The sequence below is a fragment of the Streptomyces sp. NPDC090108 genome, assembly GCF_044747185.1.
Classification (GTDB): domain Bacteria; phylum Actinomycetota; class Actinomycetes; order Streptomycetales; family Streptomycetaceae; genus Streptomyces.
The window spans coordinates 262,457-287,483 of record NZ_JBIVDQ010000005.1 but is presented as its reverse complement, the minus strand read 5'-3'; the positions used below and the strand labels follow the sequence as shown (position 1 = coordinate 287,483).

The following is a 25,027-nucleotide window of genomic DNA, read 5'->3' as shown; positions in this document are numbered from 1 at the left end:
AGAAAGAAGATCGCCATGTCGTGGATTTCACTGCTGCACAATCCGGAGGGGATTTCGGCGGTCTACCAAGGAGATCCGCCAGCTCTCTCGGACGTCCGGGTGAGAGAGGTGACCCTGCACGAGGACGGGCCGGTTCTGAGGATGCGCGTCGACCTTCCTCGTTACCCGTCCATGCCACCGCGCAAGTGGACCGCGCAGGGTTTCAACACCGTGCAGATCGAGATCTCCTTCAGCGGTCTGCGCACGGTCACGCTGGAAGGGTTCGGCAGCGAAGTGACAGCAAGCATCTCCCTCTCGGGGGACGACGGGGTCCACGTCGACGTCAGATCGCCCGAGATGCGCATCGAGGCCGTCTCCGACACCGCCCACATCTCGCAGTTGACCGCATACGCCGATACGGCGAAGTGACGACGGGCCCCGAGGGCGGGCCGGGAGCCGTCCTGCGGCGTGACCCCCGTCACCGAGGCCCTGTGCCGACGGCCACTCCCCCGCCCCGTGTCGGCTGCCGGTAAAGTGGCCGGGTCGTCATCACACTCGTACGGGGGAAAGCCGGTGCAATTCCGGCGCTGACCCGCAACCGTGATCCTCCCTGCCGGGCGGTGAGCCGGAATGCCTCGCACAGGACGTTGAACGGCTCGTGTGTGCGGCGCCCGCCGTGCACGACACCGTCGAGGTATACGGAGTCGAGCCGCCCGGGTCTCCCGTGCGCTGCCCGGCTCCCCGCAGGAGAGGCAGTCGCCGACCATGAACGTCCGCCGCAGTGCCGCGGCTCTCGCCGCCCTAGGCGTGCTGGCCGCCGCCGCCCCCGCCATGGCCGCCGACCCGTCGCCGTCCGCGCCCCCGAAGGTGACGGTCCCGGCCGCGCTGTTCGGCAAGACCGACCCGACGTACGACGGTGTGTGGCGCCAGTCGCTGTCCCTGATCGCCCAGCACACCGCGGGCGAGCGCCCCGCGGCCTCGGCCGTGAGCTGGCTGGCCGCGCAGCAGTGCGCCGACGGCGGCTTCGCCGCGTTCCGCGCGGACCCGGCCAAGGCCTGCGGCGGCAAGGCCGGTGCCCAGCCGGACACCAACAGCACCGCCGCCGCCGTACAGGCCCTCAAGGCGGTCGGCGGACACGACGACGCGGTCCGCAAGAGCGTCACCTGGCTGAAGTCGGTCCAGGACAAGGACGGCGGCTGGGGCTACATGGCGGGCGGCCCGAGCGACACCAACTCCACCTCGGTGGTCGTCGGCGCGCTCGCCGCCGCCGGTGAGGACACCGCCGGTCTGCGCGCCCAGGGCAGGACCCCGCTCGACGCGCTGGCCTCCCTGGCGCTGCCCTGCTCCGCGGACGGCGGCGGCTCCTTCGCCTACCAGCCCGACAAGAAGGGCAAGCTGGCCGCCAACGCGGACGCGACCGCGGCCGGCGTGCTCGGCGCCCTCGGCAAGGGCTTCGTCGTGGAGCCCGGCAAGGCCCACGGCAAGGCTCCCGCCTGCGCCTCCGGCAAGCCGACCGCGCAGTTGCTGGCCGGCAACGCCTCCGCCTACCTGGCCGGTGCCGTCGCCAAGAGCGGCCACCTGATGTCGGTCATGCCCGGCGCCACCGACCAGCCCGACTTCGGCAACACCGCCGACACGGTCGTCGCGCTCGCCGCGGACGGCCGGACCGGGGAGGCCAGGAAGCCGTACGCCTGGCTGGAGAAGAACGCGACCGCCTGGGCGGCGCAGAGCGGCCCGGCCGCCTACGCCCAGCTGATCCTCAGCTCCCACGCGCTGGGCGAGTCTCCGCGCGACTTCGCCGGCACCGACCTCGTGAAGGCGCTCGACAAGCTGGGCCCGGCCCCGCAGAAGGCGGCGAAGGCCGGCGGCCACGAGGAGAAGTCCGCGAAGAAGTCCTCCAGCACGAGCGTGTGGTGGATCGTCGGCGTCGGCCTGGTCTTCGGCATCGGCATCGGCTTCCTGCTCAGCGGCCGCAAGAAGCGGCAGCCGTGACCGCCGTCCGCCGTGCCGCGACCCTGCTGGTCGCCGCGTTCGCCCTCGTGGCCGGCGCCGCCCAGGCGCACGCCACCGGCTACCGCTACTGGTCCTTCTGGGAGCGGACCGGCGGGCACTGGACCTACGCCACGCAGGGGCCGTCGACCGACAGTCCCGACGACGGCGCCGTCCAGGGCTTCCGGTTCGCGGTCAGCGCGGACTCCGCGGACGCGACCCGGCCGCGCGGCACGGCGGACTTCGGCACCATCTGCGCGGGCACGCCCGCGAAGCCGGGGACGAAGCGGATCGCCCTGGTCATCGACTTCGGCACCCCCGCGGACGCCCCGTCCGGCGAGACGCCGCCCGGGGCGCGCACGGCCTGTGCCCGTGTCGCCCCCGGGGCGAGCACGGCCGCTGCCCTGGCCACGGTCGCCAAGCCGCTGCGCTACGACACCAACGCCCTGCTCTGCGCCATCTCCGGCTATCCGCACCAGGGCTGCGGCGAGCAGGTCTCCGGGAACGGCTCCGGCAAGAACGGCGCGCAGGAGCAGAAGAAGGCTCAGCAGGCGGAGAAGCCTGGGGAGAAGGACGCGGACGGCGGGCCCTCCCTCGGCCTGCCGGTCGGCGTGGGCGTCGTCGCGGTGCTGGCCGGAGCGGCGGTGTGGCAGGCCCGGCGGCGCCGGAATGCCTAGCGCCGGCGAGAGCGCACCCCACCGGCGGCCCACGGTCCTGCGCCTGCGCCCGGGTGCGGGTGGGAGCACGGGTGCGGGTGCGAGCCCGGGTGCGGGTGCGAGCCCGGGTGCGGGGCTGTTCCGGTCGACGGCGGAATCCGCCGCGCCTCCGGTGCCCGCCGGGAGCACCGGCCCCGTCCCACCCGCGGCCCCGCGCCTGCGCGTTGGGAGCCAGGGCGAGGCACCCGGGCCGGGGGAGGCGACTCGCCCGGGTGAGGCACCTGGCACGAAGGACGTGCCGCACCGCTTCGACCGCGCGACCACAACCGCCTCGCGCGAGCACGCCGGGAGCTCGGGCAACGGGTCCCGGCGCCGCGGTCGCGCGGACATACCCGCGCCGCGCCCCGCCCTCCGGCGCCGGGCGGAGCTTCATCCCGGTGCCTGGTGGCTGTGGGCCCTCGGTCTCGGCACCGCCGCCACCCGGACCACCAACCCCCTCCTCCTCGGCCTGCTCATGGCCTCGGCCGGATACGTGGTGGCCACCCACCGTTCCACCGCCCCCTGGGCGCGCTCCTACGCCGCCTTCGCCAAGCTGGCCTTCGCCGTACTGCTCGTCCGGATCGCCTTCACGGTGGTCCTGGGCTCCCCGATCCCCGGCACGCACGTCCTCCTCACCCTCCCCGAGGTCCCGCTGCCGCACTGGGCGCAGGGCATCCGCCTGGGCGGCGAGGTCACCGCGGAGGCGCTGCTGTTCTCCGCGTACAACGGCCTCAAGCTGGCCGCCCTCCTCATCTGTGTCGGCGCCGCCAACGCCCTCGCCTCCCCGGCCCGCCTGCTGAAGTCCCTGCCCGGCGCCCTCTACGAGGCGGGCGTCGCCGTGGTCGTCGCGCTCACCTTCGCGCCGTATCTCATCGCCGACGTCCAGCGTCTGCGGGCCGCCCGCCGGCTGCGCGGGCGCCCGGACCGGGGCGTACGGGGACTGCTCCAGGTCGGGCTGCCGGTCCTGGAGGGCGCCCTGGAACGCTCGGTGGCGCTCGCCGCCGCGATGGACGCCCGCGGCTACGGCCGTACCGCCGACGTCGGCGCTTCCGTGCGCCGTACGACGACCGCGCTCACCCTCGGCGGACTGCTCGGGGTGTGCGCGGGGACGTACGGGCTGCTCACCGCGGAGGGCGGCACGTACGGGCTGCCCGTGCTGCTCGGCGGGGTCGCCGCCGCGCTCGCGGGGCTGCGGCTCGGCGGCCGCCGCTCGGTGCGCACCCGGTACCGGCCGGCCCCGTGGGGGCTGCGGGCCTGGCTGGTGGCGGGCTCGGGTGCCGCGGTGGCCGCGCTGCTCACGCTGGCCTCGGTCCGTGACGCGGACGCGCTGCATCCCGGGGTCCTGCCGCTGACCGCCCCCGCCTTCCCGCTGTGGCCGGCCGCGTCCGTGCTGCTCGCCCTGCTGCCCGCCTTCGCCGTCCCCCAGGACACCGAGGGCCCCGAGAACCCCGCGAACCCCGCGAACCCCGAGGAGCCGTCTTGATCCGCTTCGAGGAGGTCAGCGTCCGTTACGAGGGTGCGGCCGAACCGGCCGTCCGGGACGTGGACTTCGAGGTGCCCGAGGGTGAACTGGCGCTGCTCGTCGGGCCGTCCGGGGTCGGCAAGTCCACCGTGCTGGGCGCGGTCAGCGGGCTGGTCCCGCACTTCACCGGCGGCACGCTGCGCGGCCGCGTCACCGTCGCCGGCCGGGACACCCGCACGCACAAGCCGCGCGAACTCGCCGACGTGGTCGGCACGGTGGGCCAGGATCCGCTCGCGCACTTCGTGACGGACACCGTGGAGGACGAACTCGCCTACGGCATGGAATCACTGGGGCTCGCCCCCGCGGTGATGCGGCGCCGCGTGGAGGAGACGCTCGACCTGCTGGGCCTGGCCGGTCTGCGCGACCGCCCGATCGCCACGCTCTCCGGCGGGCAGCGGCAGCGGGTCGCGATCGGCTCGGTCCTCACCCCGCACCCTCAGGTCCTGGTCCTGGACGAGCCGACCTCGGCACTCGACCCGGCCGCCGCGGAGGAGGTGCTGGCCGTACTGCAGCGCCTGGTCCACGATCTCGGTACGACGGTGCTGCTCGCCGAGCACCGGCTGGAGCGCGTGATCCAGTACGCCGACCGCGTCGTCCTGCTCCCCTCCCCCGGCGCCGCCCCGGTGCTGGGCACGCCGTCCGAGGCGATGGCGGTGTCCCCGGTGTGCCCGCCGGTGGTGGAGCTGGGCCGGCTGGCCGGCTGGTCCCCGCTCCCCCTGACCGTCCGGGACGCGCGCCGCCGGGCGGGCGGGCTGCGGGAGCGGCTGGCGGCGCGGCCCGCCGGTACCACCCCGGCCTCCGGCAGCACGGCCGCTCCTCCCACCTCCCCTTCCCCTGATCCGGCCCCGGCTCCGGCCCCTGCTTCGGCCCCTGCTTCGGCTCCGGAGAAGGCTCCGGCTCCGGCCCCGGCTCCGGCTTCGGCTTCGGCTCCGGCCCCGGCTCCGGCTCCGGCTCCGGCTCCGGCTCCGAAGAAGGCTTCGGCTTCGGAGAAGGATCCGGCCCCCGGGGCGCGTACCGCTCCCGCGCCCTCCCCCCTCGCCCGTCTGTTCCGGCGAGGTGCGCGAGGCGAGGTGCCCGGCGCCGCACCCTCCCCCCACGTCGCCGAGGTCCGCGCCCTGGCCGTGCGGCGCGGGCGGGTCGACGCGCTGCGGCACATCGACCTGGCCGTGTCCCCCGGTGAGACCGTCGCGCTGATGGGGCGCAACGGTGCCGGGAAGTCCACGCTGCTCGGGTCGCTGGTGGGCCTGGTGGTGCCGACCGCCGGGTCCGTCCGGGTCGGCGGGGCCGTGCCGCACCGCGTCTCGCCCCGGGAACTCGTACGCCGGGTCGGACTGGTCCCGCAGGAGCCGCGCGATCTGCTGTACGCCGACACGGTCGCCGCCGAGTGCGCGGCCGCCGACCGGGACGCGGGGGCCGGGCCGGGCACCTGCCGCGCCCTGGTGTCGGAGCTGCTGCCGGACATCACGGACGGCACGCATCCCCGCGACCTCTCCGAGGGCCAGCGGCTGGCGCTCGCCCTGGCGGTCGTCCTGACCGCGCGGCCTCCGCTGCTGCTGCTCGACGAGCCGACTCGCGGTCTCGACTACGCGGCGAAGGCCCGTCTGGTCGGGGTGCTGCGCGAGCTGGCCGGGAAGGGGCACGCGATCGTGCTGGCCACCCATGACGTGGAGCTGGCCGCCGAGATCGCCCACCGGGTGGTGCTGCTCGCCGAGGGCGAGGTGATCGCGGACGGTCCGACGGCCGAGATCGTCGTGTCCTCGCCGTCCTTCGCGCCGCAGGTCACCAAGATTCTGGCCCCGCAGCCCTGGCTGACGGTGACCGAGGTGCGGGAGGCGCTGGCATGACCGCGGACACGAACACCGGCACGCGCGCGGAGGCACCCGCCGGGGCGGCAACGGGTACGACCGCCGCGCACCCTCCCGCGCCGCGCCGGCCCGTGCGCGCCGTACCGCTCGGCCCCCGTTCCCTCGCCGCGCTCGCGCTGGTCAGCGCCGTCGGCGTGGTCGCGTTCGGGTGGCCCTTCCTCGCGCCGCCCGCCTCGCAGCTGAGCGCGCACGCCGAGGACGCGCCCTGGCTGTTCGCCGGGCTGCTGGTGCTGCTGGTCGCGGTCGTGGCGGCGACGATCTCCGAGTCCGGGCTGGGCCCGAAGGCCGTGGCCATGCTGGGTGTGCTGGCGGCGACCGGGGCCGCGCTGCGCCCGATCGGCGCGGGCACCGCCGGGATCGAGCCGATGTTCTTCCTGCTGGTGCTGAGCGGCCGGGTGCTGGGGCCGGGCTTCGGCTTCGTCCTCGGCTCGGTGACGATGTTCGCCTCCGCGCTGCTGACCGGCGGGGTGGGACCGTGGATGCCGTTCCAGATGCTGGCGATGGGCTGGTTCACCATGGGCGCGGGCCTGCTGCCGGGGCGGACCCGGCTGCGCGGGCGGGGCGAACTGCTGCTGCTGGCCGGCTACGGCTTCCTGGCGGCCTTCGCCTACGGCACGATCATGAACCTGGCCGGCTGGCCCTTCATGGGCACCCTGGCCTCGAACATCGCCTTCGACCCGCACGCGGCGGTCCCCGCCAACCTGGCCCGTTTCGCCGCCTACTGCCTGGCCACCTCCATGGGCTGGGACCTCGGCCGGGCCGTCTGCACGGTCGTCCTCACCCTGGCCCTCGGCCCCGCGGTGCTGCGCGCGCTGCGCCGGGCCACCCGGCGGGCCGCGTTCGAGACCGCGGTCACATTCGACGCACCCGGAGCGTGAGGGGCCGCATCCGTGCCGTCAGGCGAGCGGTGAAGCACCCCACATGACCCACGTCACCTACGATCCGCCCTCGTAGTCCAAAATGTCCATTACATCCTTTTTATTACCCCTCTGACCTGCACAAAGAGACCCACGTCACACAGGTTGAACGGGCCACTAGTCCGGCCACAACTAGTAAAAGGGGTCATTGCGGACATCTCGGATGGCTGCTTCTCTGGATGAGTCGCCAGGCGCCACGAGCCCCCACGGGCCGCGGCGCCGACGTATGCACAGGCCGCACGAGCGGCCCGGACGTACCGGCGCATCCATGTCTCCGAACGCAAAGGTTTTTTCGTGTCCGTTTCTTTCATCCGCCGCATCGCTTCTCCGAAGAAGGCTCTCGCCTCCGCCGCCGTGGCTGCCGCCGCTGCCGGTCTGGCGATCTCCGCGGCGCCCGCTCAGGCCGCCACCGGCTCGTCCTCCTCCGCTCAGGCGATCGCGCACAAGATGATCCCGGACGCCGCTCAGTACAACGCGTTCAACAAGATCGTCTCGCACGAGAGTGGCTGGAACCCCTCCGCCACCAACAGCTCGTCCGGCGCCTACGGTCTGGTCCAGGCCCTGCCCGGCTCCAAGATGTCCTCGGTCGGTTCCGACTGGAAGACCAACCCGGCCACCCAGATCAAGTGGGGCCTCAACTACATGAACTCCCGCTACGGCAGCCCCGTCCAGGCCTGGAACTTCTGGCAGGCCAACGGCTGGTACTGAGCCGTCCAGCGGTGACACCGCCCGGTCGGATCCTCTGACCACCCGGTCCGGACCCGTCCGGACCCGCCGCCCAGCGCCCCCACCGGGCGCTGAGACACCGGCCTTTCCCTGCGCACCCTTGCCCACGCGGCGAGGGTGCTTTCGCATGTCCGGACCCCCGCCGGACACCCGCCGTCCGAACCCGTACCGTCCGGGACCGCCGCGCGCGCCCGCCGCCCAGGACCGCCGCCCGAGGCCGCCGCCCGCGCCCGCCGCCCGGAACCCGCCCGGAACCCGCCGGGACACGCGCCGTTCCGGACCACCGGCCCGGTGCCCCGCGCGTGGTGGACTTTCCCCGGTCCTGTCCGTCCGGCCGACCGGAGACCCCATGACGACGCCGCCGACCTCCCCGACACCGGAACCGGAACCGGAATCCGCACAGCAACCGGAACCGGATCGCGGCCCGGAACCCCGCGGGGTGCGGCTGGTCGTCGTGCTCCTCGCGCTGACGGTGGTGAGCGGGCTGATCGACGCGGTCAGCTATCTGGGCCTCGGCCGGGTCTTCACGGCCAACATGACCGGCAACGTCGTGGTCCTGGGCTTCGCCGCGGCCGGCGCCCCGGGCTTCTCGGTGCCGCACACGGCGACCTCGCTGGGCTGCTTCCTGGCGGGAGCGGCGTCCGGCGGCCGGCTGGCCGCGCGCTGCCGTCCGGGGTCCCGCCGGAGGTGGGCCCGGGTGACGCTGGCCGTGGAGGCGCTCCTGGTCGGCGTCTCGGCGGCGATCGCGTACGCCTGGCCGGACCGGGCCCCCACGGTGTACGCCCTGATCGCGCTCACCGCCTACGCGATGGGCCTGCGCAACGCGACCGTACGGAAGCTGGGCGTGCCCGACCTGACCACCACGGTGCTGACGATGACCCTGACGGGTCTGGCCGCCGATTCCCGCCTGGGCGACGGCACCGACCGCCGCTCCCCCCGTCGTACGGCCGCGGTGTGCGCCATGTTCGCGGGCGCGCTGCTGGGCGCGTGGCTCGTGCTGCACCACGGCCTCGGGCTCCCCCTGCTGATCGCGGCGGCGGCATCGGCCGTACTGGCCGCGGTGGCCTCGGGCCGGGAGTGAGTCAGCCCCCACCGCACCCCCGCACACCACACCCCCGCTCCCCTCCGCCCCGGCCTCGGCACGCCCGACCGCACCCGGTCCCGCCCCCGCGCCCCGCCCCGGTACGCCCGGCCGCACCCGCGCCCAACCCCGCCTCCGCGCCCCCTCCGCACACCCGACCGCACCCGGTCGCGCCCGCGCCGTACGCCCAGCCGCCCCCGCGCCCCCTCCGTACGCCCGACCGCGCCCCCTCCGTACGCCCGACCGCGCCCGAGTCCCGCCGCCCTCAGCGCGGCAGTCGCGAGCGTTCCGTCCGCGGGGTCCGGGCGTCGGGCAGGTGTCCGGCGGCGGTGAGGGCGGGCGGTGCCGCGCGCGGGCCCCACAGGAGGGAGGTCAGCGCGAAGCCGAGGCCCACGACGGCCGCGCCGCCCACCGCGTCCAGCACCCAGTGGTTGGCGGTGGCGACGATCGCGGCGACGGTGCACAGCGGGTGCACCAGGCCCAGCGCCCTCACCCACCGTCCGCGGGCGACCGCGACGATCACGACGGCGCTCCACAGGGCCCAGCCGAAGTGCAGCGAGGGCATCGCCGCGTACTGGTTGGTGACCGCGGTCATGACGCCGTAGTCGGGCCGGGAGAAGTCCTGGACGCCGTGCACGGTGTCGACGAAGCCGAGGCCCGGCATCAGGCGGGGCGGGGCGAGCGGGTAGCACCAGAAGCCGACCAGGCCGAGGACTGTGGCGAGGCCGAGCGCCGCGCGGGCCCAGCGGTAGTCGGCCGGGCGCCGGGCCCAGAGCACCGCGAGGAGGATCGGCGGGACCACGAAGTGGAACGTCTCGTAATAGAAGGTGAGGAAGTGCTCCAGCCGCGGCAGCGCGACCACCGCGTGGTTCACCCCGTGCTCGACGGCGATGTGCAGGGCGCGCTCCACGACGTGGACCTGGTGGCCGTGGGCCTCGGCGGTGGCGCGGTCGCCCTGGGCGGCGGCGCGCACCGAGGAGTACGCGGCGTAGGTGACGCGGATCAGCAGCAGTTCCAGCAGCAGGTTCGGGCGGGTGAGCACCCGGCGCAGGAGCGGTGCGGACACGGCCCGTGGGAGGGCCACGGTCGGCAGGAACGGCAGGAACCGCAGGTGCCGCACGCGCCGGAAGGGGTCGGGGCCGGCGTACTCCTGGGGCACCGGCGTCCGGAAGTGGGGTGAGGTGCGGGACAGGAACGGGACCGCGGTGGCGGCCGCGAGCGCGGCCAGCAGGGGGAGGTTCTCCCGCACGGGGTCCAGCGCGGCGCCGCCGGGCAGCACCATCTTGGCCGGGAGGGTCGCCACGACGATCACGGCGGCGGGCCAGACCGGCCGGTCGGCGGCGCGCCTGCCCACCCGGCCGGCCACCGTGAGCAGCAGCCACAGCAGCTGGTACCGCCAGGCGCCGGGCGACACGGCGACGGCGGCACAGCCGGTGACGGCGACGGCGAGCAGGAACTGCCCGTCGCGGGCGTAGCGCACGGCGCGCCGCAGCCCGAGGACGGCGACGGCCGCGCCGAGCGCCAGGAACAGCCCGGTCGCCGGCGGACCGGTGAGCCCGGCGTGCGGCAGCAGGGCACCGAGCGGGAACCGGCCGGTGCCACCTCCCCCGCCGAGACCGGCGCCGGCCAGGTGCGGCCAGTGGGCGGCGGAGCCGGGCGGTGCCGCGGCCCAGGCGAGCGCGGTGCAGCCGGCGAAGGAGGCGGCGGCGGACAGGGCGGCCCGGCGCCGTCCGGTGCACCACAGCAGGGGCACGAACAGCAGCAGGGCCGGCTGGAGCGCGGCGGCGGCGCCCACGCACAGGCCGCCGGCGCGTTCCCCTCGCACGGTGAGGCAGCCGAGCAGGACCAGCAGGACCGGAAGGATCAGCAGGCCCGGGAGGACGGCGGTCCGGCCGGGCCACAGCGTGTCGCGGACCGGTGCGGACACCAGGAGCAGGCTGATGGCGGCCGGCGCGGCGAGGAGCGCGGTGCGGCGGCCGACCGGCCGGGGCAGCGCGCGGACGGCGGTCAGGCCGAGGGCGGCGACGAGGAGCAGGGTGCCCCCGGTCCAGGCCAGGCCGAGGACGGCCTGGCCCGCCCCGGCGAGCGGCCGGAGGAGCAGGCCCGCGAAGGGCGTGCCGGTGAACCGGGCCGGGTCGTACGGCGAGCCGCCCGCGCGGGGGACGAGGTGGAGGCCCGGCCAGGTCCCGGGGGCGGTGAGGTGCGCGTCGGCCAGGGCTTCGGTCACCTGCCGGGCCGCGAGGAGCGCCGCCAGCGCCCACAGCCCGAGCCGGGCGGCGCGCAGGCGGCCCGCCACGGGCGCGGCCGTGACCAGTGCCGCAGCCGTCCTGTACGCGTCCGCCGGTCGCCCGCTGTGCTCCACGTTCGCCACTCCTCGCCGGCCCCCACCGCGTTCGTCCCTGGTGCCGTCGCGCCCGGTGCCACCGGTGGTCGCCGGCGTGGCGCGTGGCCCCTTCGCGGGAGGATCCGGGCAAATCCTGATTCACCCGACATCGGTGCCACGTTTTGTCCGGATGACCATAGTCCGCGAGGGGCGCGGTTGCGCCATGTTGGCGCGAGAAGCATCACAATGCGCGACTGCATCCTTCGGGTTTCGACGGGCAGACGTACCTGCGTACACACTGTTTAGATGCACTGTGCATCGAAGTGCGTACGGACTGTAAGGGGCCCAAGTCCTCCTATGGTCGTTTTTGGGCCCACCGCACGTCACCGCTGCCGTACGGGTACCCCGTCCCTGTCCCCGTCGAAAGGCAGGCGAGCCTCGTTTTGGCGACCGCCACCGTCCCCACCGCCCCTCTGCACGACCGCCGGGCCGGCCAGACCCGCGCCGACGTCACCGTCACCGACCCCGCCCTGGTCAAGCGCGCCGTGAAGGCGGCCGCGCTGGGCAACGCCATGGAGTGGTTCGACTTCGGCGTCTACAGCTACATCGCGGTCACCCTGGGAAAGGTCTTCTTCCCCTCGGGCAACCCGACCGCGCAGCTGCTGTCCACCTTCGGCGCCTTCGCCGCCGCCTTCCTGGTCCGTCCGCTCGGCGGCATGGTCTTCGGCCCGCTGGGTGACCGCGTCGGCCGCCAGAAGGTCCTCGCCGTCACGATGATCATGATGGCGGTGGGCACGTTCGCGATCGGTCTGATCCCGTCGTACGCCACCATCGGCGTCGGCGCGCCGCTGCTCCTGCTGGCCGCCCGCCTGGTGCAGGGCTTCTCCACGGGCGGTGAGTACGCGGGCGCCTCGACGTTCATCGCCGAGTACGCCCCCGACAAGAAGCGCGGCTTCTTCGGCAGCTGGCTGGAGTTCGGCACGCTCGCCGGCTACATCGGCGGCGCGGGCCTGGTCACGCTCATGACCGCCCTGCTCTCCACCGACGACCTGCTCTCCTGGGGCTGGCGCATCCCGTTCCTGATCGCGGGCCCGATGGGCATCATCGGCCTCTACCTGCGGATGCGCCTGGAGGAGACCCCGGCGTTCGCCGCCGAGGTCGAGAAGGCCGAGGCCGAGCGCCCGAAGGTGCCGCTGCGCGAGATGGTGGCGGGCCAGTGGAAGGCGCTGCTGCTGTGCATGGGCCTGGTGCTGGTCTTCAACGTCACCGACTACATGCTGCTGTCGTACATGCCGAGCTACCTCACCAGTGAGCTGAAGTACGACGAGACGCACGGCCTGCTGGTCGTGCTCGGTGTGATGGCGCTGATGATGATCGTCCAGCCGTTCGCGGGTGCGCTGACCGACCGGGTCGGCCGTCGTCCCGTGATCGCCGCGGGCTGCGCGGGCTTCCTGTTCCTGTCGGTCCCGGCCATCCTGCTGATCCGCCAGGGCAGCCTGCTGGCCGTCGGCCTCGGCATGGGCGCGCTGGGTCTGCTGCTGGTCTGCTTCACCGCGGCCATGCCGGCCGCGCTGCCCGCGCTGTTCCCGACCCGGGTGCGCTACGGCTCGCTGTCCATCGGCTTCAACGTGTCGGTGTCCCTGTTCGGCGGCACGACCCCGCTCGTCGTCACCGCGCTGATCGGGGCGACCGGAAACATGATGATGCCCGCGTACTACATGATGGCCGCGGCCGTCGTCGGCGGGTTCGCCGTGTGGCGGATGTCCGAGTCGGCGGGCCGCCCGCTGCCGGGTTCGAAGCCGGCCGTGGAGCGCGGCTGACCGACCCCGTGCCCTGCGGGCACGGGACGGCCCGACGGGTACGGGCGGACGGGGTGCGGCACAGCGGGACTGTGCCGCACCCCGTCCGCCGTTCGCCGCGTCCGCGCCACATGGCCGAAACCCCCCGGGCCGGACCACGGGAGCTGCGATCATCCGGGAGGAAGCGCCAAGGACTCGGGAAGAGTCTCCAGAAGACACTCGGGAAAGGCAGCACACGCATGGGCGGGTCGCAGCTCTGGGACGACGTCGACTTCTACTTCAGCAGCCATCTCGCGCCGGACGACGAGGCACTCCAGGCGGCGCTGCGCGAGAGCGAGGCGGCCGGGCTGCCGCACATCGCCGTATCGCCTCCCCAGGGCAAGCTGCTCCGGCTCCTCGCCGAGATCCAGGGCGCCCGGAACATCCTGGAGATCGGCACGCTGGGCGGCTACAGCACCATCTGGCTGGCCCGCGCGCTGCCGGAGGACGGCAGGCTGGTCACCCTGGAGCACGACGCCCGGCACGCCGAGGTCGCCACCCGCAACGTCGCCCGCGCGGGCCTGGACCGGATCGTGGAGGTGCGGGTGGGGCCGGCCCTGGAGTCGCTGCCCAAGCTCGCCGACGAGAACCCGGCCCCGTTCGACCTGGTCTTCATCGACGCCGACAAGGCCAACAACCCGCACTACGTCGAGTGGGCGCTCAAGCTGACCCGCACGGGCAGTCTGATCGTGGTGGACAACGTGGTGCGCGAGGGCCGCGTCGCTGACGCGGACAACACCGATCCGGACGTCGTGGGCACCCGTGCCGCCATCGAACTGATCGCCACCCACCCCCGGCTGACCGGCACGGCGGTCCAGACGGTCGGCAGCAAGGGCTACGACGGCTTCGCCCTGGCCCGGGTCCTGGGCTGACCCGCCCGGCGGGACCGCGCCCCGCCGCTCCCCCGGCGGGACCGCATCCCGCCGCTCACACCTCGTGGAAGAAGCCCACGTTGACGCTGCGCGGCTCGGTGCGGTCCTGGATCACGATCTCGCCGGCGGCTCCGCGCGGCAGGGCCACCGCCTCGCCGTAGCCGAGCAGCTGCTCGTACGCGCCGAGGGTCAGCCGTACGGCGGCGGACGGGTCGGCCTGCGAGCCGCGCAGCCAGGACACCTGCCAGCCGCCTTCGGGGCCGCACAGGAACTCCAGGTGGACCCGGGAGACGAACAGCCAGTCGTCGGGCGTGACCAGCCGGCACACGCCCCCGTCCCGACCCACGCGCAGCACGGCACCGGGCTCGGTACCGACGGACGCCATGGTCATTCCTGCCGTGGCCCCCGCCTCCGCGGCGGAGACGGCGGCCATGGTGAGTTCGAGCACGTGCGTTCCCCCTGAAACGTCGTCGCGCGAGGGCCGGTTCCCCGCACCGCCGCCGCAGGATAGAACGCCCGGCCGGACCGCGGGGGCCCTACGGCACAATGGAAACATGACCGAACGCAAACCACCGGGTGTTCCGTTCGAGTCCTGGGTGGACCGGCAGATCCGCGACGCGCAGAACCGCGGCGAGTTCGCGCATCTGACGGGCACGGGCGCGCCGTTGCCCACGGGACTGGAGTCGACGTACGACGAACTGTGGTGGATCAAAAGGAAGATGGCCCGCGAGGGACTGGCCGTGCTGCCGCCGGCGCTGGCCTTGCGCAAGGAGGCCGAGGACGCGCTGGAGGCGGCCCTGTCGGCCCCTTCGGAGCGGAGCGTCCGGCAGATCATCACCGCCGTCAACGCGAAGATCAGCGACATGATGTTCAAGCCGCCGCCCGGCCCGCCGCTGGGCAAGAAGCCGTACGACGTCGAGGAGATCGTGCGCGAGTGGCGGCGCCGCCGGGAGACCGGCCCGCACGACTCCCCGTGACGGCCCGCTCCCCCGCGTAATCCGCTTGCCCGGGGGCCGTGCCCGCGCCCGAGAATGACCGGCATGACCACGTGGACGATCGCCCCGGAACCGTACGACTCCCCTGTGGCCGCCGCGTTGTGGCGGGCGTACTACACGGAGGTCAGCGACCGCTGGTACCTGCTGCACGAGGGGCGCCGCACCCGCGCGGACGACCTGGAGCGCGGGATCGCGTCCCAGAGCGGCAGCGAACTCACCCCGCCCACCGGCCGGTTGATGGTCGGCCGGTACGGCGGTGAACCGGCCGGCACGGCGGGCGTGCGGCTGCTCGCGCCCGAAACGGCCGAGCTGACCCGGGTGTTCGTGGACGGGCGGCTGCGCGGCCGGGGCGGTGCCGCGCTGCTGGTGACCGCCGCCGAGGAGGCGGCCCGCGCGCTCGGCGCCCGGGAGCTGATCCTCGACACGCGCGACGACCTGGTGGAGGCCCGCGCCCTGTACGCCCGTCTCGGCTTCACCGAGACCGAGGCGCACAACGACGACGTGTACGCCGAGCACTGGTTCCGCAAGGACCTCACCACCGCGCCCGGGGCGCTCAGCCGGCCTTCGTGACCGGCACGTCCTGCGGCGTCGGCGGCGCCGTGTCGTGCGGGCGTTCGCGCTCCGAGCCGCACAGTTCGGCGGTCAGCTCCTTCACCAGCCGGTCCAGATCGGTCGGCCGGTCCGTGCTCCACCAGTCGCCGAGCAGCTCCGCCAGGGACTCCTGGCGGGCCTTGGCGAGGTGTTCGGCGACCTCGCGGCCCCGCTCGGTGAGCATCAGCTCCAGCCCCTCGCGGGTGGCGAGGTGCCGCTCCTCCACCTGCCGCGCGGCGGCGAGGACGGTCTCCAGCGGGACGGGGCTGCGCTCGGCGAGCACCGCCGGCTCCACCGAGCCGTACCTGCGGACGCGCAGCAGCAGCCAGCTGGCGGCGGGCAGCAGGTCGTACCCGGCGCGCTCGGTGATCTCCCGGTAGACCTCCCGGCGCCCCTCGCGGGTGCCGAGCAGCGACAGCGCGCGGCACACCTCGTCGTAGGAGGAGCGGTGGACCGGGTTGGGCGGGATGGTCTCGGAGGCGTCCGGCGCGGTGACCGAGCCGCGCAGCCGGTCCTCCTTCAGCAGCCACGCCAGCAGGAAGCCGAAGGCGGCCACGGGGGCGGCGTAGAGGAAGACGTCGGTGATGGAGGACGCGTAGGCGTGCAGCGCGGCCGGGCGCAGGGGCGGCGGCAGGGCGGCGATGCCGCGCGGGTCGGCCTTGAGGCTGCCGGCCGTGATGCCCGGCGGCAGCCGCACGCCCCGGAAGGCGTCGGTGAGCATGTCGCCGAGGCGGCTCGCGAAGAGGGTGCCGAAGAGGGCGACGCCGAAGGAGGCGCCGATGGAGCGGAAGAAGGTGACGCCCGAGGTGGCGACGCCGAGGTCCTGGTAGGTCACCGCGTTCTGCACGATGAGCACCAGCACCTGGAGGACGAAGCCGAGGCCCAGGCCGAAGACGAAGAAGTAGATGCTCATCTCGGCGGTCGAGCTGTGCTCGTCGAGCCGGTGCAGCAGGAGCAGGCCGATCGTGGTGACCGCAGTGCCGAGGACCGGGAACACCTTCCAGCGGCCGGTGCGGCTGACGATCTGCCCGGAGGCGGTCGAGGACAGCAGCAGCCCGAACACCATCGGCAGCATGTGCACGCCGGACATGGTCGGGGAGATGCCGTGCACGACCTGGAGGAAGGTCGGCAGATAGGTCATCGCGCCGAACATGGCGAAGCCGACGATGAAGCTGATGACGGCGGCGAGGGTGAAGGTGCGGACGCGGAAGAGCTTCAGCGGCAGGACCGGTTCGGCGGCCCGCCGCTCCACCGCGACGAACGCGCAGGCGAGCAGGACGCCCAGCACGGCGAGCCCGATGATCTCGGCCGAGTCCCAGGCCCAGGTCGTGCCGCCTAGCGAGGCGACCAGCACCAGGCAGGTGGCGACCGCGGCGATGAGGAAGGTGCCGAGGTAGTCGATGACGTGCCGGGAGCCGCGGCGCGGGAGGTGCAGCGCGAACGCGATGACGACGAGGGCGACGATGCCGATGGGCAGGTTGACGTAGAACACCCAGCGCCAGCTCAGGTGCTCGGTGAACAGCCCTCCGAGCAGGGGTCCGAGCACGCTGGTCGCGCCGAACACGGCACCGAACAGGCCCTGGTAGCGGCCGCGTTCGCGGGGCGGCACGAGGTCGCCGACGATCGCCATCGACAGCACGATCAGCCCGCCGCCGCCCAGCCCCTGCAGCGCCCGGAAGCCGATGAGTTCGGGCATGCTGCCCGCGATCCCGCAGAGCGCGGAGCCGATCAGGAAGATGACGATCGCGGCCTGGAACAGCCGCTTGCGCCCGTACTGGTCGCCGAGTTTGCCCCACAGCGGGGTGGCGGCGGTGGAGGCCAGCAGATAGGCGGTGACCACCCAGGACAGGTGCTCCAGGCCGCCGAGGTCGCTGACGATCGTCGGCAGCGCGGTCGCCACGATGGTCTGGTCGAGCGCGGCCAGCAGCAGCCCGAGCAGCAGGGCTCCGATCGGCACGAGCACGCTGCCCGGGACATGTTCGGACGCCTTCATGTCCTTCGACGTGCCGTGCGTGTCCAGGGCCATGGAGACCTCCCGGTGCGGGGCTCGGTGCACACCTCCACTCCATGGTGGGCGGTCCCACCGGTTACGGCCTGTCGAGGGGGCATGGCGGGACGGCTGGGGGGCGGGGGCCTGGCGATCGGGTGGCCCGGGGGCGGGGTGGCTCGGGGGCGGGGGCCTGGCGATCGGGTGGCCCGGGGGCGGGGGTGGCTTCGGGGCGGCGCGGCTGGGGGCCCGGGGACCGGGTGGCCTGGGGACCGGGTGGGCAGCGGGCGGATCGGCCCGGGCGAGGTTGCCTCGGGGCGGCGCGGCTTCGAGGGCGGCGGCTTCGAGGGGGCGGTGGGCTTCGGGGGCGGAGGGGGTTTCCTCCGGCGGAGGCGGCGGGCGTGCGGAGGTGTGCCTAGACTCCCCCGAGGGGAGGGGTGCGAGTGACGGGACCTACGGGGCACATCTGCCCGGAGTGCGGAACGCCTGGGGGTACGGACAACACGCCCTCGTGCGACTGCGGCCGGCGCACCGCCGACGCCCTGCACGAGGCACGCACGGCCGAGGCGGCAGCGGCGGAGGACTTCGACCCCCTGCGCATACGCCCGTACGTCGACGTGGGGCCCGGAGAGGGCCCGGCCGTCGATGCCGGGGCGGAGGACGGAAGGGGCACGGACGGGCCGGGGACGGCCGGCCCGGCGGTGGGCGCCTCGGGCGCGAACGGCGCGGCCTCTGACGAGGGCAGTGGCTCCTCGGCGGTGGGCGGCGGAGCCTCGGCTGCGAGCGGAGGGTTCTCGGCTGCGGGCGGCGGCCTCTCGGGCTTGGGTACCGCCGACTCGACCGTGAGTGGTGACGCCTCGGGCGCGGTCGGGGCCGACGTGCACAGCAGCGCCGACCTGGCGAGCGCGGGCGCGGGCGCCGACGCCTCGGCCGCGACCGGGGGCGTCCCGGACGCGGGAGCTGCCGGCCCAGACGTGAGCGATGCCGTCGTGTCCGGCGAGGATCCGCCGGGGAAGCCCCGGCGCCGGTCCCGGCGTACGGTCCTGCTGGCCGCCGCGGGAGCGGGGATCGTGGTGGCGGCCGCGGGGCTGACGAGCGGGCTGCTCCTCTACCACGCGCCGGAGCGGGACCGGTCGGCCCAGGAGGTACGGCAGCGGGTCCCGGACGTGACGACGGCACCCGGTACCTCGTCGCCGCACGCCCCGGCCGCCCCGCGCCACCCGGCCGCCCCGCCCCTCTCACCGTCGGCCGACGCGGACCCCTCGTCCGGGGCCCCGTCCGCCTCTCCGGTGGCCGCGGGGGCTTCCGGCGCCCCGGTCCCGACCCCCTCGGGCGCTTCCGGCGCCTCGGCATCCGCGTCCCGCCCGGCCTCGGACGGCCGCGCCGTGACCGCGTCACCCGCCGTGCCACCCGTGCTCCGGCGCGGCGACCAGGGCCCGGAGGTCACGGAACTCCAGCTGCGTCTGAAGGAGCTGAATCTGTACGTGCAGCAGACGGACGGCGTGTTCGGCCGGGCCGTGGAGAGCTCCCTGGAGACCTACCAGCTGGCCCGGGGCATCCAGGGCGACAGCCTCGGCGTGTACGGCCCGGCGACCCGGGCGAGCCTGGAGTCGGAGACGGCGAACCCCTGACCGGCGCGAGCGCGCCGACCGGGCTGCCCCGGGCCGACCCGGCCACCCCGGGCCGACCGTGGCCACCGGCCTGACCGGGACCACCGGCCTGACCGGACCACCGGCTCGACCGGGCTGCCCCGGTCGACGAAGCGAGCGGCCAGGGTCTTCAGCGGGAACCGGCCCAGAAGTACCGGCCTTCGTGCGGACCGGAGCGAGCGGGCGCAACCCGGAAGTACCGGCCCTGATGCGGACCGGAGCGAGCGGGCACAGCCCGGAAGTACCCGCCCTGGCGCGGACCAGCACGAGCGGGCACAGCCCAGGCGAGCGCAGCCCCGGCCGGTCACCGGGCCCTGACGGACTCCGGGGCGCCGGGCCTCAGCCCGCGGTGATCCGGACGGTGCCGTCGTCCAGCGGCTCGACCTTCACCCGGGTGAGGTCGGGCACCACCACGTCGGGGCCGTGGACCGCGGCCCGGGGGCCGATGCCGACGACGCGCATCCCGGCCGCGCGGCCGGCGGCGATACCCGCGCCCGAGTCCTCGAACACGACGCAGTCCGCGGGGTCGACACCCAGCTCGGCGGCGCCCTTCAGGAACCCCTCGGGGTCGGGCTTGCTCGCGCCGACGGACTCGGCCGTGACCCGCACGCCGGGCAGCGGCAGTCCGGCGGCGGCCATGCGGGCGCTGGACAGCGGAACGTCGGCGGAGGTCACCAGGGCGTGCGGCACACCGCGCAGGGAGGCGAGGAACGCGGCGGCGCCGGGGACCTCGACCACGCCGTCCATGTCGGCGGTCTCCGCCGCCAGCATGCGGGCGTTGTCGGCGAGGTTCTGCTCCCTGGGCCGGCCGGGCAGCAGGACCGCCATCGAGGCGTGGCCCTGCCTGCCGTGCACGACCGCCATCACCGCGTCGCCGTCCAGCCCGTGCTCCGACGCCCAGCGGCGCCAGATGCGCTCGACCACGGCGTCCGAGTTGACGAGGGTGCCGTCCATGTCGAGCAGGAGGGCACGGGCGGTGAGGACCGCGGACGTGGCGACGGACGTGGCGGCGGGCATGGGCAGCTCCTGAGGCGTGGCGCCCCGGGGCGCGGCTCCGCGGCGGGGACCCTCGCGGCCGGGCGGCGGTACGGAAGGCCCCGGCGCCGGGGACGGGCCCTGAGGCGGTGCGGTCGGTACGGACGGCGGTGCGGACGGTTTCGCACGGCCGTACGGACGGCGGGGTGGTCGGTGCGGACGGCGGGGTACCGCCGGGCGCTGGGAGACAAGGCGGCCCCGCCCGCTGGTCAGGGAGTGCGGACGGGAGCCACTTTGTTTCTCCACGGTACAAAACAGGTCCGCATACCGCCACCCGCCGTCCGGAGAGTTCACCGGCCGTTCGGCTCCCGCCGCCCGCGCGGGGCGGAGCCGCGCGGCCCCCGCGACCCCGCGGTGCGAGCTCAGCCGCCTCAGCCGCTCACGGCCTCGTACAGGCTCCAGATACCGAGACCCAGCATCAGCAGCGCCGCGATCTGGGTGATGAGCCGCAGCGGAACCCGCTTCATCAGGGCCTTTCCGCCGACGATGCCGAGTCCGGCCACGGCCCACAGGCCGAGGACCGCGCCCAGGCCGACGGAGATCGGGTCGTTGTACCGGGCCGCGAGGTTGGCGGTCATGATCTGGGTGAGGTCGCCGAACTCGGCGACGAAGATCAGCATGAAGCCCGTGCCCGCGACCTTCCAGAAGGACTGGTCGGCGGGCCTGCGGACCTCCTCCTCGTCGTCGCCCTTCTTCAGCAGCAGGACCGCGGCGCCGGCGAGGAAGAGGACACCGGTGACGGCGTGGACGATCCGCTGGGGCAGCAGGGTCAGCACGCTTCCGGCCGCGACGGCGATCACGACGTGCAGCAGGAAGGCGGCGGCGACACCCGCGAAGACGTAAGAGGCGCGGTAGCGGGTGCCGAGGACGAGGCCGGCGAGCGCGGTCTTGTCCGGCAGTTCGGCAAGGAAGACGACGCCGAAGACGAGCGCCGTCACGGTGATGCTGATCAAGGTTCCTCAATCGGTCGGGGGCCGCCCGCCGAGAGTGCTGCACGTCTGGGAAGACACCTCGGCACGGCAGCACACTCGGCGCCCGTGCCGTGGGGCGCGGGCGTGCACTGCTTGCCGAAGGTCTCGCTGGACGGTCCCGAGGGATCCGTCTCCGGGCGCCGGCTCAGACGTGCTGAGCAGTATGTCGACGGTCCGGCGAAGAGCTACTCCCCTTCTGCTTCGTCCATCGTACGGGACGAAGAAGTTCCGCCATAAATCTTGTTCTGTCATGCACGCGTCACTACGGTCTTACCGAGCGCTCATCCCCCCGCAACACGGCGTCGCGAGCATTCCCGTGCCCGCACCCGAAAACCCCCACATCGCAAGGGAGTTCGCATGTCCAGGTTCTACGCGCGTCGACGGATGAGCATACTCGCGGCCCTCACCGGACTGATAGCCTCCGCGGCCCTCTTCAACTCCCCGAGCGCCTCCGCCGCACTCCCCACGCCGGTCAGCGGCGCCACCGCCCGCAGCTACCTCTCCCAGCTCACGGTGGCCACGGAGAATCGCACCGGCTACAGCCGGGACCTGTTCCCGACCTGGATCACCATCAGCGGCACCTGCAACACGCGCGAGTACATCCTCAAGCGGGACGGCTCCAACGTCGTCACCGACTCCGCCTGCGTCTCCCAGAGCGGCAGCTGGTACTCCCCGTACGACGGCGCCACCTGGAGCTCCCCCTCCGACGTGGACATCGACCACCTGGTCCCGCTGGCCGAGGCCTGGGACTCCGGCGCGAGCCAGTGGACCACCGCCCAGCGGCAGGCCTTCGCCAACGACGTGACCCGCCCCCAGCTCCTCGCGGTCACGGACAACGTCAACCAGTCCAAGGGCGACCAGGACCCGGCCACGTGGATGCCCTCGCTCACGTCGTACCGCTGCACCTACGTCCGCGCCTGGGTCCAGGTGAAGTACTACTACAACCTCTCGGTCGACTCCGCGGAGAAGACCGCGCTCCAGAACTACCTGGCGGGCTGCTGACCCCACCACCGCGCCGGCACCCGCCGGGCGCACACGCATCGACGGCTCGTCCACGGCCCACCCGGCCCGGGACGGGCCGTCGGCCTTTCCGGCCACCGTCGCGGCCGCGGCCCGTCGAGCGGCCGACCCGCCGGCACGGCGAGTCCGCCGAATGGCCGGATCTTGAACTTGCAAGCACAATTAGGTTTGCCTAACTTTACTTCTCGCTCGGTACCACCGTCCCCACGCCGTACCGGTGTTCCCGTCCGGCCCCGCCGGACCCACCGGGCACGGCCGACACCGAAAGAGGAGGACCCCCCACCATGTCCGCCCGCCTCGACTCCGCTCAGCCCTACGTCATCGGTCTCTTCCGCATCGTCATCGGCCTGCTGTTCGCCTCGCACGGCGCCGCCTCGCTGTTCGGCGTCCTCGGCGGCGCCATGGGCACCGGCGGCACCATCGCCGCCGGCACCTGGCCGGGCTGGTACGCGGCGGTGATCCAGCTGGTCGCCGGCACCCTCGTCCTGCTCGGCCTCGGCACCCGGGGCGCGGCCCTGATCGCCTCGGGCTCGATGGCGTACGCCTACTTCGACGTCCACCAGCAGGCCGCCCTGCTGCCGATCCAGAACGGCGGCGAGCCGTCCACGCTCTTCTGCTGGGCGTTCTTCCTGCTGGTCTTCACGGGATCCGGCGCGTTCGGCCTGGACCGCCTCTTCGGCGGCGGCGCCCGGCGCGCCGGCGGGGAGACCGCGGAGCGGAGCACCGAGCAGGCCCCGATAGCCGCCTGACCGGCGACCGGACGCGACCCCGCACCGTTCGCACCCCCGCACCGCGGCGGCGCCCCCTCCCGCACACCCCGGGGCGGGGCGCCGCACCGCCGGAGCCACGGCGCGGCACGCCCCCGGGTGCGGCGCACCCCGGCGGGTCACGACAGACCCGTCACCCACCCGAACGGCACCGTGAAGCAGGCCACGCGGGCACCGCCCGTGCCCGGCCGGTCCTCGATCACCACGGAGGCGGCCTCGCCCCGCCGGAAGCCCCAGGAATGCCGGACGCCCGCCCGGCCCTCGCCCCGCGCGTCGGCCGTGAAGTCGAGCTGGACCTCGTTGCCGGGGTCGCCGTCCGCGCCGGGCCGGTCCTGGTAGCGCGCGCCGCCCGTCCCGGCCGCCGGACCGCCGCACGGCTGCTGGTGCACGGAGGCGCCGTAGGCCTGCCCGGGCCGGAACCCGGTCACCTCCAGGTCGACGGACGTGGCGCCGCCCGGCCCGGTGTGCTGCCGCACCCTGATCCAGGAGGCCGCCGGCACGAGCGCCTGGTCGTACGTCACCGCCGCCGACGGGATGAACGCGGTGGGCGGCGCGAACCGGCCCTCGGCGTCGACGGTGTAACCGCTGTCCCCGGTGGCCGCGGACTCGGGCGCGGAGCCGCCACCGGCCCCCGTCACCCCGGCCCCCGCTCCGAACACGACCGCGGCGACGGCGCCCGCGCACAGGGCTCCCATCATGGTGTCCTCCTCGTTTCCCGTCGTTTCCCGTCGTTTCCCGACGTTTCCCGACGTTTCCCGTCGTTCCCCGTCGCAGGCCGGCGCGTCTCCCGGCTCGGCGCCGCAGCTCCGTGCACGACGCCGCACGACGCCGCGCGGCGCCTCGCGCCGCCGCGTCCGGCCGCCTCCTCCGGTCCGTTCGGAACGGTCCGTGGGGAACGATCCGTGCGGGACGGTCCATGCGGGACGGCGGGGAGATCCCCTCTGTTGCTACGCGACACCGGCCGGTCCCGCCGCGCGGGACGCGCCACCCGGGTGAGACACGGGGCGCCGGCACCCGCCGGTCCACCCGTGCGGGCCTCTCCGGTGTGAACGGACCGTGTTGATCACATGCACCCCGCGTGAAACCCGTGTCACACCATCGGCGTACGCTGTATGGCTGTCACCGGGGGAGTAACGGGGAGTCTCGTGTTGGAGAGCGTGGGGTCACTGGCGGCCGGCCCATGGATCTACGCCATGGTGGCCGTGTCCGTCCTGCTCGACGTGTTCGTGCCGGTGCTGCCGAGCGGGGTGCTCGTCATCACGGCCGCCACGGCCGCGGCGGCCGGTTCCGGCGCGGCGGCGGGCGGCGTCCCGCACGAGGTGCCCGACGTCGTCGCCCTCATCCTCTCCGCGGCGACCGCCTCCGTCCTCGGCGACCTCGTCGCCTACCGGCTGGCCTGGCGGGGCGGTGAACGCCTGGACCGCGCGATCGCCCGCTCCCGGCGCCTGACCAAGGCGCAGGAACGTCTCGGCGAGGCGCTGTCCCGAGGCGGCGGGGCGCTGGTGGTCCTGGCCCGCTTCGCCCCCGCCGGCCGCTCGGTCGTCTCCTTCTGCGCCGGCGCCGCCCACCGTCGCGCCCGGGACTTCGTGCCGTGGTCCGCCGTCGCCGGCCTCTCCTGGGCCGCGTACAGCGTGGCCCTCGGCTACTACGGCGCACGCTGGCTGGGCGCGACCTGGCTGTCCACCGGGGTGTCGGTGGCGGCTCTGGCGGGCGCGGGCGCGGCGGCGGCGTTCCTGATGCGACGGCGGCCGGCCGAGAGCTGAGGGCCGCACCCTCCGGGGACGCGACGGCCCCCTGCGTCCACTTCGCCTCGATGGAGGCCTCCGCGCGTACTTCGCCCCGCGGGATGCCTCCGGGTCCACTCCGCCTCGCCGGATGCCTCCGGGGCCAGGGCGGAGTGTCCGGGGCCAGGGCGGAGTGTCCGGGGTCTATTTGCGGAGTGTCCGGGGTCTACTTCGACTCGCCGGAGGCCTCCGCGGCGGCCCGGGCGGAGTGGCCGCGCACCTCCAGTCCGTCCAGCAGTTCCGCCGTGGCGGCGGCGACGGCCGCCACCGCCCGGTCGAACACCTCGCGGTTGTGGGCGGCGGGCGCCCGGAAACCCGAGACCTTCCGCACGTACTGCAGCGCGGCGGCGTGGATGTCGTCCCCGGTGGCCTCGGTGGGCAGCACGGGCGGACGCAGCGTCTTGATGCTCCGGCACATGCC

General features: G+C 74.4%; 23 protein-coding genes and 1 riboswitch. Of the genes, 16 read left to right on the top strand and 7 right to left on the bottom strand.

Annotated elements, in window-relative coordinates; all coding sequences use genetic code 11:
* The first annotated feature begins 15 nt into the window (after window positions 1–15).
* The 8 genes from ACIPRD_RS19565 to ACIPRD_RS19530 all read left to right on the top strand — a co-directional run bounded on the left by ACIPRD_RS19565 (window position 16) and on the right by ACIPRD_RS19530 (window position 8,774).
* Entirely contained in the window at window positions 16–408 is a 393-nt protein-coding gene (locus tag ACIPRD_RS19565) for an Imm50 family immunity protein (protein ID WP_401564556.1), read from the top strand.
* Between the two features lie 94 nt (window positions 409–502).
* Window positions 503–632, top strand: a riboswitch (cobalamin riboswitch).
* A gap of 112 nt (window positions 633–744) precedes the next feature.
* Window positions 745–1,971: a prenyltransferase/squalene oxidase repeat-containing protein gene (locus tag ACIPRD_RS19560; RefSeq protein WP_401564553.1), complete on the top strand. Its 1,227-nt coding sequence runs from the start codon at window positions 745–747 to the stop codon at window positions 1,969–1,971.
* Window positions 1,968–2,645, top strand: a complete 678-nt coding sequence (locus tag ACIPRD_RS19555) for an SCO2322 family protein (RefSeq protein WP_401564550.1) — start codon at window positions 1,968–1,970, stop codon at window positions 2,643–2,645. Before ACIPRD_RS19560 ends, ACIPRD_RS19555 begins: the two co-directional genes overlap by 4 nt.
* A gap of 427 nt (window positions 2,646–3,072) precedes the next feature.
* A complete protein-coding gene (locus ACIPRD_RS19550) occupies window positions 3,073–4,146 on the top strand; it encodes a CbiQ family ECF transporter T component (RefSeq protein WP_401565150.1) in 1,074 nt (357 codons plus the stop codon).
* Window positions 4,143–6,029 carry an ABC transporter ATP-binding protein gene (locus tag ACIPRD_RS19545; RefSeq protein ID WP_401564547.1) on the top strand — a complete coding sequence of 629 codons (1,887 nt, stop codon included), beginning with the start codon at window positions 4,143–4,145 and terminating at the stop codon, window positions 6,027–6,029. Before ACIPRD_RS19550 ends, ACIPRD_RS19545 begins: the two co-directional genes overlap by 4 nt.
* Entirely contained in the window at window positions 6,026–6,928 is a 903-nt protein-coding gene (locus tag ACIPRD_RS19540) for an ECF transporter S component (RefSeq protein ID WP_401564545.1), read from the top strand. The genes ACIPRD_RS19545 and ACIPRD_RS19540 overlap by 4 nt, the downstream gene beginning before the upstream one ends.
* Window positions 6,929–7,261: 333 nt before the next feature.
* Window positions 7,262–7,675: a transglycosylase SLT domain-containing protein gene (locus ACIPRD_RS19535; protein ID WP_356397937.1), complete on the top strand. Its 414-nt coding sequence runs from the start codon at window positions 7,262–7,264 to the stop codon at window positions 7,673–7,675.
* 367 nt (window positions 7,676–8,042) lie between these two features.
* Window positions 8,043–8,774 (top strand): YoaK family protein, encoded by a 732-nt coding sequence (locus ACIPRD_RS19530; protein ID WP_401564542.1) that lies wholly within the window; start codon window positions 8,043–8,045, stop codon window positions 8,772–8,774.
* A 265-nt stretch (window positions 8,775–9,039) separates the two neighbouring features.
* Here ACIPRD_RS19530 and ACIPRD_RS19525 read toward each other — a convergent pair whose 3' ends face one another.
* The gene (locus ACIPRD_RS19525; protein ID WP_401564540.1) at window positions 9,040–11,145 is read right to left on the bottom strand and encodes a bifunctional glycosyltransferase 87/phosphatase PAP2 family protein; all 2,106 of its coding nucleotides are present in this window, start codon (window positions 11,143–11,145) and stop codon (window positions 9,040–9,042) included.
* Between the two features lie 395 nt (window positions 11,146–11,540).
* Between ACIPRD_RS19525 and proP the strand changes: the two genes are divergently transcribed.
* A complete protein-coding gene (gene proP / locus ACIPRD_RS19520) occupies window positions 11,541–12,917 on the top strand; it encodes a glycine betaine/L-proline transporter ProP (RefSeq protein WP_401564539.1) in 1,377 nt (458 codons plus the stop codon).
* Window positions 12,918–13,135: 218 nt separating this feature from the next.
* Entirely contained in the window at window positions 13,136–13,807 is a 672-nt protein-coding gene (locus ACIPRD_RS19515; protein WP_356397929.1) for an O-methyltransferase, read from the top strand.
* A gap of 55 nt (window positions 13,808–13,862) precedes the next feature.
* On the opposite strand, the gene ACIPRD_RS19510 is transcribed toward ACIPRD_RS19515, so the two are convergent.
* Window positions 13,863–14,255, bottom strand: a complete 393-nt coding sequence (locus ACIPRD_RS19510; RefSeq protein ID WP_401564536.1) for a hypothetical protein — start codon at window positions 14,253–14,255, stop codon at window positions 13,863–13,865.
* Window positions 14,256–14,361: 106 nt separating this feature from the next.
* On the opposite strand from ACIPRD_RS19510, the gene ACIPRD_RS19505 reads away from it, so the two are divergent.
* Complete coding sequence (locus ACIPRD_RS19505) at window positions 14,362–14,784, top strand: DUF1992 domain-containing protein (protein WP_356397923.1); 423 nt, start codon at window positions 14,362–14,364, stop codon at window positions 14,782–14,784.
* A gap of 54 nt (window positions 14,785–14,838) precedes the next feature.
* Window positions 14,839–15,372, top strand: a complete 534-nt coding sequence (locus tag ACIPRD_RS19500) for a GNAT family N-acetyltransferase (RefSeq protein ID WP_401564534.1) — start codon at window positions 14,839–14,841, stop codon at window positions 15,370–15,372.
* Here the strand turns inward: ACIPRD_RS19500 and ACIPRD_RS19495 are convergent.
* Window positions 15,356–17,419, bottom strand: a complete 2,064-nt coding sequence (locus ACIPRD_RS19495) for a DHA2 family efflux MFS transporter permease subunit (protein WP_401565147.1) — start codon at window positions 17,417–17,419, stop codon at window positions 15,356–15,358. The two genes, ACIPRD_RS19500 and ACIPRD_RS19495, sit on opposite strands and share 17 nt — an antisense overlap.
* A gap of 404 nt (window positions 17,420–17,823) precedes the next feature.
* Here ACIPRD_RS19495 and ACIPRD_RS19490 point away from each other — a divergent pair, with 404 nt between their 5' ends.
* Window positions 17,824–19,011, top strand: a complete 1,188-nt coding sequence (locus tag ACIPRD_RS19490; RefSeq protein WP_401564531.1) for a peptidoglycan-binding protein — start codon at window positions 17,824–17,826, stop codon at window positions 19,009–19,011.
* Between the two features lie 357 nt (window positions 19,012–19,368).
* Here ACIPRD_RS19490 and ACIPRD_RS19485 read toward each other — a convergent pair whose 3' ends face one another.
* The gene (locus tag ACIPRD_RS19485; protein ID WP_401564528.1) at window positions 19,369–20,046 is read right to left on the bottom strand and encodes an HAD-IA family hydrolase; all 678 of its coding nucleotides are present in this window, start codon (window positions 20,044–20,046) and stop codon (window positions 19,369–19,371) included.
* Window positions 20,047–20,435: 389 nt separating this feature from the next.
* On the bottom strand, window positions 20,436–21,017 hold the full coding sequence (locus tag ACIPRD_RS19480) for a TMEM165/GDT1 family protein (RefSeq protein ID WP_356397912.1): 582 nt from the start codon (window positions 21,015–21,017) through the stop codon (window positions 20,436–20,438).
* Window positions 21,018–21,392: 375 nt separating this feature from the next.
* Between ACIPRD_RS19480 and ACIPRD_RS19475 the strand changes: the two genes are divergently transcribed.
* Both ACIPRD_RS19475 and ACIPRD_RS19470 read left to right on the top strand, forming a co-directional pair.
* The gene (locus ACIPRD_RS19475) at window positions 21,393–22,037 is read left to right on the top strand and encodes an HNH endonuclease family protein (protein WP_356397909.1); all 645 of its coding nucleotides are present in this window, start codon (window positions 21,393–21,395) and stop codon (window positions 22,035–22,037) included.
* A 302-nt stretch (window positions 22,038–22,339) separates the two neighbouring features.
* A complete protein-coding gene (locus ACIPRD_RS19470; protein ID WP_356397906.1) occupies window positions 22,340–22,804 on the top strand; it encodes a DoxX family protein in 465 nt (154 codons plus the stop codon).
* A gap of 137 nt (window positions 22,805–22,941) precedes the next feature.
* Here the strand turns inward: ACIPRD_RS19470 and ACIPRD_RS19465 are convergent, their stop codons facing one another.
* Entirely contained in the window at window positions 22,942–23,520 is a 579-nt protein-coding gene (locus ACIPRD_RS19465) for a superoxide dismutase family protein (RefSeq protein ID WP_356397903.1), read from the bottom strand.
* Window positions 23,521–23,967: 447 nt separating this feature from the next.
* On the opposite strand from ACIPRD_RS19465, the gene ACIPRD_RS19460 reads away from it, so the two are divergent.
* Window positions 23,968–24,585, top strand: a complete 618-nt coding sequence (locus ACIPRD_RS19460; protein WP_356397900.1) for a VTT domain-containing protein — start codon at window positions 23,968–23,970, stop codon at window positions 24,583–24,585.
* Between the two features lie 187 nt (window positions 24,586–24,772).
* On the opposite strand, the gene ACIPRD_RS19455 is transcribed toward ACIPRD_RS19460, so the two are convergent.
* Window positions 24,773–25,024, bottom strand: coding sequence for a DUF2277 domain-containing protein (locus tag ACIPRD_RS19455; RefSeq protein WP_356397897.1), 252 nt, complete (start codon window positions 25,022–25,024; stop codon window positions 24,773–24,775).
* Window positions 25,025–25,027: the final 3 nt, after the last annotated feature.